Genomic DNA, 13,357 nt, shown 5'->3' with positions numbered 1-13,357 from the left:
TACCGGGACATGGTGGCGCTTCCACCAGGCATGAGGGGAAACTGACTGCAGATCGTCCCGGCGCGAGCCACGCGCCGCCGACGCCCAAGGAGGCACCCGTGCCGCATGTCCTGGTCCTCAACGCGTCGTACGAGCCGCTCGGCGTCGTACCGCTCCGCCGCGCGCTCGTCCTCGTACTGGAGAACAAGGCCGTCTCCCTCGAGGAATCCGGCGCCTATATGCACAGCGCGACCGTCACAGTCCCCGCACCCAGCGTGGTCCGGCTCAAGCGATTCGTACGGGTTCCCTACCGGGGGCCCGTTCCTCTCACCCGCCGCGCGCTCTTCGCCCGCGACGGGGGCCGGTGCATGTACTGCGGTGGCGTCGCAACCAGCGTCGACCACGTCATCCCGCGTAGCCGCGGGGGCCAACACCGCTGGGACAACGTGGTGGCCTCCTGCCGCCGCTGCAACCACGTCAAGGCCGACCGTCACCTCGTCGAACTCGGGTGGCGGCTGCGGCACAAGCCGGCTCCGCCGACCGGGCTCGCCTGGCGGATCATCGGTACCGGGCATCGGGATCCGCGGTGGTTGCCTTATCTGCAGCCGTTTGGTGCGGATGATGCCCTGGCCCGGATCGATGGCATCTCCGCCTGAGGTTCGGGCCGGTTTTCCGCGTCTGCCAGGGGCGTGGTGGTGGTTGTTCGGCGGCTGCGGGTTCGTCGTGGTTGCTCGCGCAGTTCCCCGCGCCCCGCACATCGGCTTTGCGCCCCTTGCCGCGCGTTCCTGTGCGCCGTGGCCGCCCCTGTAAACGGCTGTATACGGCGCTCGTCCCGATCACGGCCGACGCCGGCAGCGGGGCCGGCGCCACGAGCGGCACCCGGCGGCCGGGGTCCAGGTGGCCGTCCGGCTGCCCGGCGGACCACACCGCGGACGCGGTGGTCTGGGCGAGAGCGGCCAGGGTGAGCGGCAGGGCGCGGAAGCGGGCGGCCACCCTCTTGCGCAGCTCGGCCCGCGTGGTCCTGGTCCCACGGGGCGAGCGCGGCCCGCGGTTCGGCCCGGGCGCGCCGGGCGCGGGACTTGACCGTGCCCTCGGGTAGGCCGAGCAGCCGGGCCGCCTCGCGAGTGCTCAGCCCGTCCACGACGCTCGCGCGCAGCACCTCGCGCAGCTCGGGGGAGATCCGGTCGGGGGCGGTGCCGACATCGCCGTGCTCCAGCCCCGCCGGCACCGGGTCCTCGGCGGACTGCGCCGCGGCGGGCTCGTAGGAGCCGTCCGCCGGTTCCAGAGGCGCCGTCGCCACCCGCGCGGCCCGCTCCTGCGCCCGCAGGGCGTCGACGAGCCGGCGTGCGGCGATCGTCCACAGCCAGCCGCCGGCCTCTCGCCCGCGGTGCCCGGCCGGCGACCGCCCCACCGTGACGAACGTGACCTGCAACACCTCGCACACCACCTCGTGGCCGGCGCACCGGCGCGTCAGCCGCGCGTGCAAGCGGCCCGCCTGCCGGTCGTACGCGTTCGTCAGGCGCCCGCCAGGGGCTCCCGCAGGCCTGCGGCACGTGCTCCGAAAACGGCCGCGAGTGCGGACGCCGCCACGGGGTAGGCCTGCCGTAACCCGTTCAAAGCCGCATCATCCGACCCGAGCAACCGACCCACCCGAAGGAGGCCCCCGTGGCCGCACCGGCTCCACTCTCGATCCCGGCCCAGTGGAAACCCGTGGCGGAGCCGTCCGCCACGACCGCCGACGCACCGCTGTGCGTCTTCAGCGCGGAGGGCGCCTGCGCCCAGGCCCCGCTGACCAGCGAACCGCCCCTGCCCGACGCCGAGCCCCTGACCAGCGAGCCGCCGCTCGCCGAGGCCACCCCGCTGACCAGCGAGTCCGACGGCTTCGGCGTGGGGTTGTAGATGGCCGCGGCGTTCGAGGACCTCGCGGACGCGGAGCTGTCCCGGCTCGCCGACCTGCACGGGGTCGCCACCTGCTACAGCCCCGCCCCGGGCCGCAGCGTCCCGGTCCCCGCCTCCGCCGTGGTCGCCGCCCTGGCCGCCCTCGGCGTCGACGCGGCCGGCCCCGACGCCGTACGCAGTGCGCTCGCCGCCCGCGAACGCGAACTGCGCGAACGCCTGCTGCCGCCGACGGTCGTGCACTGGGCCGGCGACCCGCAGGGCCCCGCCGCCCTCGCCGCGCTGCCGCCCGGCACCCGCCTGCTCGTGAGGACCGAGGAGGGAGAGGAGCGGGACGGGATCTCGAACCTCCCGCTCGGCGTGCACCGCGTGAGCGCCGTCGCCCCCGACGGGCGCACCGGCCACACCCACCTCGTCGTCGCCCCCGACCGGCTGCCCGCCCCGCCCGGCCGCTCCCACGGCCTCCTCGTCCAGCTGTACTCCCTGCTCTCCCGCCGCTCCTGGGGCATGGGCGACCTCGGCGACCTCGCCGAGCTGGCCGGCTGGGCCGGACGCACCACCGGTGCCGGATTCGTGCAGGTCAACCCGCTGCACGCGGCCGTACCCGGCGCCCCCACGGACCCGTCCCCGTACCGCCCCTCCTCCCGCCGCTTCCCCGACCCCGTGCACCTGCGCATCGAGGACATCCCCGAGTACGCGTACGTGGCGGACCGGGAGCGGCTGAGCGGGCTGCTGGAGCGGGCCGGGCGGCTGCGTGCCGCCGTCCTCGACAAGGGCGCCCTCATCGACCGCGACGCCGTGTGGGAACTGAAGCGGGAGGCACTGGAACTGGTCCTGTCCGTCCCCCTGGGCCCCGGCCGGCGGGCCGCCTACGACGACTTCCGCGCCGCCCACGGCCAGGCGCTCGACGACCACGCCACCTGGTACGCCCTCGCCGAGATCCACGGCTCCGACTGGCACACCTGGCCCGAGGGCCTGCGCGACCCCCGCTCGGCCGCCACCGCCCGTGCCCGCGCCGAGCTCGCCGGCCGGGTCGAGTTCCACGCCCGCCTCGCCTGGCTCACCGACGGCCAGCTCCGAACCGCCCAGCGTGCCGCCCGCGAGGCCGGTATGCCGGTCGGGATCGTGCACGACCTGGCCGTCGGCGTGCACCCGGTCGGCGCCGACGCCTGGGCGCAGCAGGACGTGTTCGCCGCCGGCATGTCCGTCGGCGCCCCGCCCGACGCCTTCAACGCCCGCGGCCAGGACTGGGGCCTGCCGCCCTGGCGCCCCGACCGCCTCGCCACCTGCGGACACACCCCCTACCGGGACCTCCTGCGCGCCCTCTTCCGCTACGCCGGCGCCCTGCGCATCGACCACGTCATGGGCCTGTTCCGGCTGTGGTGGGTCCCGCAGGGCAGGCCGCCCACCGAGGGCACGTACGTCCGCTACGACGCCGACGCCATGCTCGCGATCCTCGCCCTGGAGGCCACCCGCGCCGGGGCCGTCGTCATCGGCGAGGACCTCGGCACCGTCGAGCCCGGGGTGCGCGAGAGCCTCGGGCGGCGCGGGGTGCTCGGCACCTCCGTGCTGTGGTTCGAACGCGACTGGGAGGGCGACGGCCGCCCGCTGCCGCCCGCCCGCTGGCGCGCCGACTGCCTGGCCACCGCCACCACCCACGATCTGCCGCCCACCGCCGCCCGGCTCACCGGCGACCACGTCGACCTGCGCGACCGCCTGGGCCTGCTCACCCGTCCGGCGGTCGAGGAGCGCGCCGAGGCCAACGCCGACACCGCCGAGTGGCTCGCCCTGCTCGGCAGCCTCGGTCTGCTGGACCTGACGGCCGCCGGTCCGCCCGGAACCGACGAGGAGGAGGAGATCCGCGCCGTCCACCGCTTCCTGCTGCGCACCCCGGCCCGGCTGATCGGCGTCTGGCTCCCGGACGGCGTCGGCGACCGCCGCCCGCAGAACCTGCCGGGAACCTGGGACCAGTACCCGAACTGGCGGCTGCCGATCGCGGACCGCGAGGGCCGGCCGGTGCCGCTGGAGGAGCTGACGGCCGCACCCCGGCTGCGCGCGCTGCTCGCTGTGTTCACGCAGCTCGGAGGCGGGTGAACGCCCGGTAGCGGACCCCGCGCGCGCGGCCTTCCGGGTGATTCGCTAACTTGAGACCGTGGACAAGAAGAACGCCCTGCGCGCCGGCGCCCTGGCCGCCGGTACGACGCTGATGATGCTGCTCATGTCGTCCCCCGCGCTCGCGCTGACCCGCGACGACGGCGACGACCCCGGCCCCGGCCTGAGCGTCGTCCAGACGCTGGGCCTCTACGTGCTGATCCCGCTCGCGCTGTTCGTCGTCATCGCCGGACTGGTCATGGCGCTGGACCGGTCCAAGATCAGGGTCACGATCCCCTCGTCCAAGGCGAAGTCCGAGGCCAGGGCCAAGGCCTGACCGGACACCGGTTCTTTCGCCGGGGGCGTCTGTCCTCCCGCCGGTACGCGCGCATCGCCGTACCCGGGTGAGACGGGCGCCCCCGGCGTTTTCCGTTCGGCGGGCACGGTCCGTCACTCCCGCGCAGGCGCGAGCCCCTCGCTGCGCACAGGGTGCGCCCCGGCGGCTTACTCCGCCGCCACGATGCGCTCGACGGCGGCCGTCACCAGGTGGTCCCGTTCCGCCTCCGTGAAGACGTCGGGCAGGGTGAGCTGCTCGACGATCAGCCAGTTGAACGCCAGCATGAGCAGCTTGACGGCCGTGGCGTCGCCGGGGAGGCCGGAGCTCTCGTGGTAGGCGACGTTGGCGTCGATGTCGGCCCGGACCCGCTCGGTGAGGACCTTGCGCAGCTCGGGGCGGCGGGTGGCCTCCAGGCGGAGTTCGAGCAGTGCGAGGTAGCCGGTGCGGAAGGCGGCGACGCGGTCGACCAGTTCACGCATCAGCTCGGCGTAGGTTTCCCGGTCGCGGCCGGCCACCTGCTGGCGGGCGATCGTGGCGTCGTCGGGCTGGAGCCGCTCGTAGACCCGGGCGCCGGCCTGAGTGAGCAGGCTGTCGCGGCTGGCGAAGTAGTTCGACGCGGTTCCGACGGGTACGGCGGCCTCGGTGTCCACCGCCCGGAAGGTCAGCCCCCGTGCGCCTTCCCTGGCCAGGACCTCGATCGCGGCATCCACGAGTGCGGCACGCCGCTGCTCGTTCCTTCTCACCATTGACACCACTCCAGGTGTAGTACTACGGTCAAACCACTTCACACATAGTACTACGCATGGAGGATCAGAGATGCGAAAGCTCGTGTACTACGTCGCCGTCACGCTCGACGGCCGCATCGCCGGCCCGGGCGGCGAGTACGACTTCTTCCCCGCCGGCGACGACCAGCAGGCCGCCGCCTACGCCGCCTGGAGCAACGCGCTGTACCCCGAGACCGTCCCGACCGCCCACCGCGCGGCCGTCGGCATCGCGGGCGCGCCGAGCCGGCGCTTCGACACCGTCGTCATGGGTCTGGGCGCCTATCGCCCCGCCCTCGACGCGGGAATCACCAGTCCGTACGCCCACCTGCGCCAGTACGTGGTGTCCAGCACGCTGGCGCTCGACACGGACCCGGCCGTCACCGTCGTCCAGGGTGACCCGGTCGGCCTCGTGCGGGAGCTCAAGCGGGACGAGACCGCCCTGGACATCTGGCTCTGCGGCGGCGGCAAGCTCGCGGGGGCTCTCCTGCCGGAGATCGACGAACTGGTGGTCAAGAGTTACCCGGTGATCGCCGGTGCCGGAATCCCGGCCTTCGACGGCGCCTTCGACCCCACGGTCTTCGACGTCGCCGAGCGCACCGCCTTTCCCAACGGCGTCACTCACACCCGCCTCACCCGCCGCTAGACGGTTTCGGCCCTGTCCCTCGGGGGGTTCGCTCAGGGGCTCGGCGCGGTCAGGTACCGCTGCACGGTCGGCCCGAGCCAGGCCAGCAGTTCCCCGTGGGTCAGCTCCCGTGCCGGCGGCAGCCGCAGTACGTAGCGGGTCAGGGCCAGCCCGAGCAGCTGGGCGGCACACAGGGCGGCCCGCGCGGGGGTCTGCTCGGGGTCGGGGCACACCTGCCGGGCCACCGGCAGCAGCTGGTCGCGGAAGATGCCCTGCATCCGCTCGGCCCCGGCCTGGTTGGTGGCGCCGACCCGGAGCACGGCCGTCAGCTCCTCGTTCTCCTCCCAGAGGCTCAGGAAGTGGCCCACCAGCGCCCGCCCGACCTCGTCCTTCGGCACCCGCGTCAGATCGGGCAGCCGCAGGTCCAGCGCGACGGCCGCCGCGAACAGCCCCTCCTTGCTGCCGTAGTAGCGCATCACCATCGACGGGTCGATGCGCGCCTCCTTGGCGATCGCGCGGATGGTGGCCCGCTCGTAGCCGTCCGTGGCGAACCGCTCGCGGGCGGCGTCGAGGATGGCGGTGCGGGTGGCGTCGGAGCGGCGCGCCTGGTTCGTCCTGGTGCCGTCGGTCATGACGACGAGCGTAAGTCAACATCCGTAGGCCAACAAGTGTTGACCCCGTCGGGGTGCCGCTCTAGGCTTGCCAACAAGCGTTGACCAACAGATGTTGGCCAACAACGTTGGCGAACGCCCGTTGACCAATGGGCGTTGGCACCCAGGAGGCCCACCATGACCGGCACCACGGGAAACAGCACGCGCAACGTCGACGGCAACGTCATAGTCGTCGGCTCCGGCCCCACCGGCCTGCTCCTCGCCGGTGATCTCGCCACCGCCGGCGTCCCGGTCACCGTCCTCGAAAGGCGCCCCCACGGCATCAGCAACCTCTCCCGCGCCTTCGTCCTGCACGCCCGCACCCTGGAACAGCTCGATGCGCGCGCCCTCGCCGACGACCTGGAGGCCGTGGGGCAGCCCCTCGACCGCCTCCGTCTCTTCGGCAGGCTCACCGTGGACCTCGCCGCCCTCCCCTCCCGCTTCCGCCACCTCCTCGTCCTGCCGCAGTACGAGGTCGAGAAGGTCCTGCAGCGGCGCGCGCTCGAGGCGGGTGCCGACTTCCGCTACGAGACCGAGCTGACCGGGCTCACCCAGGACGCGGACGGGGTGACCGTCGAGGCGCGCGGTCCCGAGGGGCGTACGCAGACGCTGCGCGCGGCGTACGTCGTCGGCGCCGACGGCATGCGCAGTGCCGTACGGGAGGCGATCGGGCTGCCGTTCCCGGGCAGGTCGGTGATCCGGTCGGTGGTCCTCGCCGACGTCAGGCTCGCCGAGGAGCCGCCGGCCCTGCTCACCGTCAACGCCGCCGGCGACGCCTTCGCCTTCCTCGCGCCGTTCGGTGACGGCTACCACCGGGTGATCGGCTGGCACCGCGGTCGCAACGTCCCCGACACCGAGCCGCTGGACCTCGCCGAGATCAAGGAGATCACCCGCCTCGCCCTCGGCCGGGACTTCGGGATGCACGACGCCCGCTGGATGTCCCGCTTCCACAGCGACGAACGCCAGGCGCCCGCCTACCGGGTCGGGCGGGTACTCCTGGCCGGCGACGCCGCGCACGTGCACACCCCGGCCGGCGGCCAGGGCATGAACACCGGGCTCCAGGACGCGGCCAACCTGAGCTGGAAGCTGGCAGCGGTCGTCACCGGCCGCGCGGACCCCGCCCTGCTCGACACCTACCAGGCCGAGCGGCACCCCGTGGGCCGGGCGGTGCTGCGCAGCAGCGGCGGGATCGTCCGCCTCGCCATGGCCAAGCGGCCCTGGACCCTCGCGGCCCGCGCCGCGCTCACCGTGTTCCTGAACGCCGTCGGCCCCGCCCGGCGCAGGGTCGCCGCCCAGGTCACGGGCATCGGCTACCGCTACCCCGCACCCCGTGGCACCCACTCCCTGACCGGCGCCCGTGTCCCGGACGTCGCCCTGGCCGGCGGCGGCCGTCTCCATGAGGCGCTGCGCGGCGGCCGGTTCGTGCTGATCGCCGCCGAGCCGTACGAGCCGGAGCCCGCCCGCGCGGACCGGCTGGCCGTGGCGCGCTGGGCGAGCGACCGCCGTACGACCGTGCTGGTCCGCCCCGACGGGTACGCGGCCTGGGCCGCCGACTCGGCCACCGCGGCGGACATCGAGGCGGCGGTCGCCGCGCACGTCGGCGGCTAGTGCCGGGTCTCCAGGGTTCCGGCGAGCAACTGCCTCAACAGGTCGGTCAGTTGGCCGACCTGTTCGTCGTCGAGGCGTGACAGGGCCTCCGTCTGGACCGCGAGGCCCGCGCCGACCGCCCGGTCGATGACGTCCAGTCCCTTCTCGGTCAGCGTCACCTTCAGGCCCCGGCGGTCGTGCGGGTCGGGGGAGCGGTGCAGCAGTCCGGCCTTCTCCAGCTTGTCGAGGCGACCGGTCATCCCGCCGGTGGTGAGCATGAGGGTGGCCGACAGCTGACGCGGCGAGAGGGTGTACGGCTCGCCGGCGCGGCGCAGGGTGGCGAGTACGTCGAACTCGCCGCGGGAGATGCCGTACGGCTGATACGCCTTCTCCACGCGGTCGCCCATGGTCCGGGAGAGGCGGTAGATCCGCCCGAAGACCTCCATTGCCCGGGAGTCGAGGTCGGGCCGCACGGCCGCCCACTGGTCGATGATCGCGTCGACGGGATCCTTCGCTGCACTCATGCGCCGAGTATCGCGCCGCGGACGGTCGCCAGCAAGAAAGTGGCTTGATGGAAAGTTGCTTAGTGCTAAGCTACTTCTCATCAAGCTACTTCCAGGGGGCATGATGGCCAGAGACAGCGAACGCATCCCAGGCGAGTGGGCCCTGCCGCTCACCGCCGCCGTCAACGGCGTCGGCACCGGTATGTACGTGCCGTTCACGCTGGTCTTCTTCCACGCCGTGACCGGGCTGTCCTTCACGGTCGTGGGCGCCGTCCTCACCGCGACCGGCCTCGCGGGCATCGCCGTACTGCCGCTCGCCGGGACGGCGGTGGACCGGTACGGGGCCAAGCGCGTGCAGTACGTGCTGTACGGCGTCCGGGTCGCCGGCTTCGCCCTCTACCCCTTCGCCCACTCCCTCGCCGCCTTCGCGGCCGTGGCCCTGGTCACGGCCGCCGCCGACCGGGCCTTCCCCGCCGTGCAGCAGTCCCTGATCGGCGAGGTGGCGCGCGGGACGGGACGGGACCGGCTGCAGGCGTCGACGCGCGCGCTGCAGAACGCCGGCAACGGCGCGGGCGCGCTGCTGGCCACGCTGGTCATCTCCCTCGCGGGCGGCTCCGGTTACACGTACGCGGCCTGGGGCAACGCCCTCTCCTTCGCGCTCGCCGCGCTGCTGCTGCGACCGCTGCGGCCGGTGCGTACGGCAGGTGAGGCCCCGGTCCCGCACCGGGCGGGCGCCGGCTACCGGCTCGTCCTCGCCGACCGGCCCTTCCTGGTCGTCACCGGCGCCAACCTCCTGAACGCCCTGAGCTATTCGGCCCTGTCGGTCCTCTTCCCGCTGTTCATGGTGGAGTGGCTGCACGGACCCTCGGTGCTCACCGGTGCCGCGTTCACCCTCAACACCGTGCTGTGCGCGGTGGCCGGGGTCGCCGTCGGCGCGCGGGTCCGCAGGACCGGTGCCCGGCGCACCCGGGCGGCGGCGCTGGGCGGGGGCCTGTTCGCGACCGCCTTCGCCGCGCAGATCGTGCTCGGCACCGTACGGCCGGCCTCGGTCACGGTCCTGGGCGGCGCCCTGGTCGCCGTGGTCGTCGTCTACACCCTCGGCGAGCTGATCCACAGCCCCGCCGCCCAGGTGCTCGCGGTCGAGGCGGCGCCCGAGGCGGTGCGCGGGCGGTATCTGGCGGCGTACCAGATGTCCTGGTCGCTGGCGAAGGCGGTGGCGCCCTCCCTGTTCACGGCCCTGCTCGCGCTGGACGCCCGGGCTCCGTGGGCCGTCCTCGTCCTGACCTCGGCGGTGGCGGCCGCCCTCCTGATCCGCACGGAACGCCACCTGCCGCCGGAGGCGGTACGCCCGCTGCCGGCGGATACGCCGCCGGCGCCGGTGGCCCGCGGCGGCGCCCCGGCCCGGGCCCGGGCCGCTGTTCCCGTCCCGGCCGCTGTTCCCGTCCCGGCCACTGCGTCTGCCCCCGTTCCCACCGACCCCGAAGGGACCCGGTCGTGAAGCGATCCGTCACCGTCCTGCTCACCGCGCTCGCCCCGGTCTCCTGGGGAACCACCTACGCGGTCACCACGGAACTCCTGCCGCCGGACCGCCCCCTGTTCACGGCGCTGCTGCGGGCCCTGCCCGCCGGACTCGTCCTGCTGGCGCTGACCCGGGTGCTGCCGCGTGGCGCCTGGTGGGGGAAGTCGCTCGCGCTGGGCGCGCTGAACATCGGTGCCTTCTTCCCGCTGCTGTTCGTGTCGGCGTACCGGCTGCCCGGTGGCCTGGCCGCCGTCGTCGGCTCGGTGCAGCCGCTGTTCGTCGTCGGCCTCTCGGCGCTGCTGCTCGGTCAGCGACCGTCCCCGCGCACGCTCGTCACCGGCGCCGTCGCCGCGCTCGGCGTCAGCCTCGTCGTCCTGCAGGGGGCCGGAAGGCTCGACGCCGTCGGCGTGCTCGCGGCCGTCGCCGCCACCGCCTCGATGGCCGCCGGCACGGTCCTGACCAAGCGGTGGGGCCGCCCGGACGGGGTCGGCCCGCTGGCGCTCACCGGCTGGCAGCTCACCGCTGGCGGGCTGCTCATCGCGCCGGTCGCGTTCCTGGCCGAGGGCGCCCCGCCCGCCCTGGACGCCCGGGCCCTCGGCGGCTATGCCTACCTGGCGCTGGCCAACACGGCGGTGGCGTACTGGCTCTGGTTCCGCGGCATCGGCCGGCTCACCGCCCCCCAGGTCGCCTTCCTCGGCCCGCTCTCCCCGCTGACCGCGGCCGTCGTCGGCTGGGCGGCCCTCGGCCAGGCGCTCACACCGGTGCAGGTGGCGGGCATGGTGCTGGCGTTCGGCGCGACGCTGGCGGGCCAGGGCGCAAGCCGCCCGGGATCGTTCGGTTTCTCTGAAAAGAAGAGTCGAAAACTTTCGATGGACCTGACAGATGGGCCGCTGCGACGGTAGGAGCACACCGCACCACGACCTCCTCACCGAAAGGACCCCCGTGACAGCCGTCCTGCACCGCACTGGCACCGCCGTCGCCCCGGCCGCCACCCGCCGCCCGCGCGAGGCCGCCCCCCTGCTCGGCCTCGCCTGCGCCGCGCTCGCCACGGTCGTCTGTTCGGGCAGCTTCGTCACCTCCCGCGGCCTGCACGACAGTGTCCCGCCCGTCCAGCACGCCTTCTGGCGCTGGGTGATCGCCCTCCTCGCCGTAGCGCCCGTCGGCGCGAGGCAGGCCTGGCGCCAGCGGGCCCTGCTGCGCCGCCACGCCCGCTACGTCCTGCTCGTCTCCCTCCTCGGCGTGGCCGTCTACAACACCCTCGTCAACCAGGCCGGACTGACCACCCCCGCCGCCACCATGGGCGTGATCATGGCCGCCTCGCCGGTGCTGATGGCGGTGTTCGAACGGCTGGGCGGCGTACGACTCGGCGCACGGCGCACCACCGGGTTGCTCATCGCCTGCGCGGGCGTGGCCCTGCTGGTCGGCGGCGGCGCGGACTTCTCGCCCGGCGACCTGTGGATGATCGCCGCGTCCTGCTGCTTCGCCGGCTACAGCGCGCTGCTGCGCCGCAAGCCCGCCGAACTCGGCGGCACCGCCTTCCTGTTCACCACATTCCTGACCGGCACGGTCCTGCTGCTGCCCGCGCAGGCGGTGAGCGTGACCGTGCAGGGCTCCTTCCACCCCGCCCCCGGCACGCTCCTGCCCCTCCTCTACGTCGGCGTGGTCTCCTCCGCGCTCGCCTTCTTCGCCTGGAACAAGGCCATCCTCCTGATCGGCGCGACCCGCGCGGGCATCGTCTACTACCTCCAGCCGGTCTGCGTGGCCCTGCTGTCCTGGGCCGTACTCGGTGAGGCGACCACCTGGCCGCAGCTGCTGTCGATGGCGCTGATCCTGGGCGGGGTCATCCTGGGTGCCGGCTCCCGGCGCTGACGGCGGCGGCGTTGCCGGCGTTGTCCGTGCTGTCTGCGTTGTTCGCGTGTCCCAGCAGGACCATGGCGTCGTGGTCCGGGCTGCCCGGCCCGGCCTGGTACACGATGCTCACGCCCGCGAGCGGCGCCACCTCCTCCCGGCGCAGGCCCGCCGTGCGCCGCCGGCCGGTGGTGGCCGGCCCGGCCGGCGCGGGTACGCGCTTCAAGCTGATCCTCAACGCACTCCAGGCCGTCCACCTGGCCGGCTTCGGCGAGGCGCTGCGGCTGGCCGAGGCGGCGGGCCCGGACACGCGCCAGGTCGGCGAGGCCCTGCTGGACCGTCCCGGAGGTGTGGTCACCCGGCTCGCCTGGGACAGCCACCTCACTCCGCCCGAACCCGTCAACTTCTCGGCGAGTGGGCCCACAAGGACCTCGCCTACGCGGCCCGCACGGCCGACGCGGCAGGACAGCGGCGCCACCCCCTCCTCGACGGTGTGCTCACCCTCTTCCCCGCGGCGCTCGCCGAGGGGCGCGGCGAGGAGGACTGGAGCACGGTGAACCCGGTCGCCCGGGAGACCGGCATGTAGCGTGCCCGCATGGCCGAGTGGGACATCCGGAAGCTGCAGATCCTGCGCACCCTGCGCGAGCGCGGGACGGTGACCGCGACGGCCGGGGCCCTGCACATGACCCCGTCCGCGGTCTCCCAGCAGCTCACCAACCTCTCCCGGCAGCTCGGCGTACCCCTGCTGGAGGCGCGGGGCCGCCGGGTCCGGCTCACCGACGCGGCACGCCTGGTGCTGGCCCACACGGAGCCGGTCTTCGAACAACTGGAGCGCACCGAGGCGGCATTGGCGGCGTACAGCCAGGGGGAGGCGGGGGAGGTGCGGGTCGGGGCCTTCTCCACTTCGGTCCCCGCCCTGGTCGTACCGGCCGTACGGGCCCTGCGCGAGACGCACCCCGGGGTGACCGTCCGCATACGGGAGGCGGAGGCCGCCGAGGCCTACGACCTGCTGGCCGCCGGAGAGGTCGACCTGGCCCTGTCCCTCGCGGCGTCGGCGCCCAGCGCCGCCGACCCCCGCTTCACCCGCCTGCCCCTGCTCACCGACCCCCTCGACATCGCCCTGCCCCCCGACCACCCGCTCGCCGGCGCGGACTTTCTGACCCTGACCGACCTGGCCGCCGAACCCTGGATCTTCGGCGGCAGCGGCCCGTGGTCCGACATCACCCGCCGCGCCTGCGAGACGGCCGGCTTCAGCCCCCACCAGGGTCACTCGGCCTCCGGCTGGACGGCGATCCTCGCCATGGTGGAGGCCGGCATGGGCGTGGCCCTGATCCCGAGAATGGCCGCGGCCCGCCGCGACGGCGTCGCCATGCGCGCCCTCGGCCCGGACGGCCCGGTCCGGCATGTGACGGCGGCGGTACGCAGGGGCGGGGAGACGGGCCGGGCGGTGACGCACGTACTCGAAGCCCTGCAGAACGCGGCCACGGCCCGGGCCACTCCGGGGTGAGCCCGTACCGCAGCCCGTGGACCACACACGTGAAGGGCGCCCGGCATGCTGCCG

At 74.3% G+C, this 13,357-nt stretch carries 14 protein-coding genes and 1 pseudogene; 11 read left to right on the top strand and 4 right to left on the bottom strand.

Annotated features, from left to right (window positions below; translation table 11 throughout):
* Positions 1 to 98 precede the first annotated feature (98 nt).
* Positions 99 to 635 carry an HNH endonuclease gene (locus ACZ7GZ_RS02235; RefSeq protein WP_471020088.1) on the top strand — a complete coding sequence of 179 codons (537 nt, stop codon included), beginning with the start codon at positions 99 to 101 and terminating at the stop codon, positions 633 to 635.
* 377 nt (positions 636 to 1,012) lie between these two features.
* Here ACZ7GZ_RS02235 and ACZ7GZ_RS02230 read toward each other — a convergent pair.
* Positions 1,013 to 1,498, bottom strand: a pseudogene (locus ACZ7GZ_RS02230) (RNA polymerase sigma factor); the annotation flags it as partial.
* Between the two features lie 146 nt (positions 1,499 to 1,644).
* Between ACZ7GZ_RS02230 and ACZ7GZ_RS02225 the strand changes: the two are divergent.
* Genes ACZ7GZ_RS02225 through ACZ7GZ_RS02215 form a run of 3 tightly spaced genes read left to right on the top strand, consistent with a single transcriptional unit; the run spans position 1,645 to position 4,303 of the window.
* Positions 1,645 to 1,878, top strand: a complete 234-nt coding sequence (locus ACZ7GZ_RS02225; protein ID WP_471020085.1) for a hypothetical protein — start codon at positions 1,645 to 1,647, stop codon at positions 1,876 to 1,878.
* Positions 1,879 to 3,969: a 4-alpha-glucanotransferase gene (gene malQ / locus ACZ7GZ_RS02220; protein WP_471020083.1), complete on the top strand. Its 2,091-nt coding sequence runs from the start codon at positions 1,879 to 1,881 to the stop codon at positions 3,967 to 3,969.
* 58 nt (positions 3,970 to 4,027) lie between these two features.
* On the top strand, positions 4,028 to 4,303 hold the full coding sequence (locus tag ACZ7GZ_RS02215) for a hypothetical protein (protein ID WP_471020081.1): 276 nt from the start codon (positions 4,028 to 4,030) through the stop codon (positions 4,301 to 4,303).
* A 167-nt stretch (positions 4,304 to 4,470) separates the two neighbouring features.
* Here ACZ7GZ_RS02215 and ACZ7GZ_RS02210 read toward each other — a convergent pair whose 3' ends face one another.
* Positions 4,471 to 5,049 (bottom strand): TetR/AcrR family transcriptional regulator, encoded by a 579-nt coding sequence (locus ACZ7GZ_RS02210; protein WP_471020078.1) that lies wholly within the window; start codon positions 5,047 to 5,049, stop codon positions 4,471 to 4,473.
* Positions 5,050 to 5,119: 70 nt separating this feature from the next.
* On the opposite strand from ACZ7GZ_RS02210, the gene ACZ7GZ_RS02205 reads away from it, so the two are divergent.
* Positions 5,120 to 5,710 carry a dihydrofolate reductase family protein gene (locus ACZ7GZ_RS02205; RefSeq protein ID WP_471020075.1) on the top strand — a complete coding sequence of 197 codons (591 nt, stop codon included), beginning with the start codon at positions 5,120 to 5,122 and terminating at the stop codon, positions 5,708 to 5,710.
* A gap of 32 nt (positions 5,711 to 5,742) precedes the next feature.
* Here the strand turns inward: ACZ7GZ_RS02205 and ACZ7GZ_RS02200 are convergent, their stop codons facing one another.
* Entirely contained in the window at positions 5,743 to 6,321 is a 579-nt protein-coding gene (locus tag ACZ7GZ_RS02200; RefSeq protein WP_471020072.1) for a TetR/AcrR family transcriptional regulator, read from the bottom strand.
* A gap of 156 nt (positions 6,322 to 6,477) precedes the next feature.
* Here ACZ7GZ_RS02200 and ACZ7GZ_RS02195 point away from each other — a divergent pair, with 156 nt between their 5' ends.
* Positions 6,478 to 7,947 (top strand): FAD-dependent monooxygenase, encoded by a 1,470-nt coding sequence (locus ACZ7GZ_RS02195; RefSeq protein ID WP_471020069.1) that lies wholly within the window; start codon positions 6,478 to 6,480, stop codon positions 7,945 to 7,947.
* Here the strand turns inward: ACZ7GZ_RS02195 and ACZ7GZ_RS02190 are convergent.
* Positions 7,944 to 8,450, bottom strand: coding sequence for a MarR family winged helix-turn-helix transcriptional regulator (locus ACZ7GZ_RS02190; protein WP_471020066.1), 507 nt, complete (start codon positions 8,448 to 8,450; stop codon positions 7,944 to 7,946). The two genes, ACZ7GZ_RS02195 and ACZ7GZ_RS02190, sit on opposite strands and share 4 nt — an antisense overlap.
* A 100-nt stretch (positions 8,451 to 8,550) precedes the next feature.
* Between ACZ7GZ_RS02190 and ACZ7GZ_RS02185 the strand changes: the two genes are divergently transcribed.
* The 5 genes from ACZ7GZ_RS02185 (at position 8,551) to ACZ7GZ_RS02165 (ending at position 13,303) form a co-directional block, all read left to right on the top strand.
* Entirely contained in the window at positions 8,551 to 9,927 is a 1,377-nt protein-coding gene (locus ACZ7GZ_RS02185) for an MFS transporter (RefSeq protein ID WP_471020063.1), read from the top strand.
* Positions 9,924 to 10,850: an EamA family transporter gene (locus tag ACZ7GZ_RS02180; RefSeq protein ID WP_471020060.1), complete on the top strand. Its 927-nt coding sequence runs from the start codon at positions 9,924 to 9,926 to the stop codon at positions 10,848 to 10,850. The genes ACZ7GZ_RS02185 and ACZ7GZ_RS02180 overlap by 4 nt, the downstream gene beginning before the upstream one ends.
* A 40-nt stretch (positions 10,851 to 10,890) precedes the next feature.
* On the top strand, positions 10,891 to 11,817 hold the full coding sequence (locus ACZ7GZ_RS02175; protein WP_471020058.1) for a DMT family transporter: 927 nt from the start codon (positions 10,891 to 10,893) through the stop codon (positions 11,815 to 11,817).
* 62 nt (positions 11,818 to 11,879) lie between these two features.
* Positions 11,880 to 12,353, top strand: coding sequence for a hypothetical protein (locus tag ACZ7GZ_RS02170; protein WP_471020055.1), 474 nt, complete (start codon positions 11,880 to 11,882; stop codon positions 12,351 to 12,353).
* A gap of 38 nt (positions 12,354 to 12,391) precedes the next feature.
* Entirely contained in the window at positions 12,392 to 13,303 is a 912-nt protein-coding gene (locus ACZ7GZ_RS02165; RefSeq protein ID WP_471020053.1) for a LysR family transcriptional regulator, read from the top strand.
* Positions 13,304 to 13,357 lie beyond the last annotated feature (54 nt).

It is taken from the genome of Streptomyces sp. NPDC037288, assembly GCF_055603265.1.
Note: the sequence above shows the minus strand (reverse complement) of the source record. Positions and strands in the feature narration are given on the sequence as shown.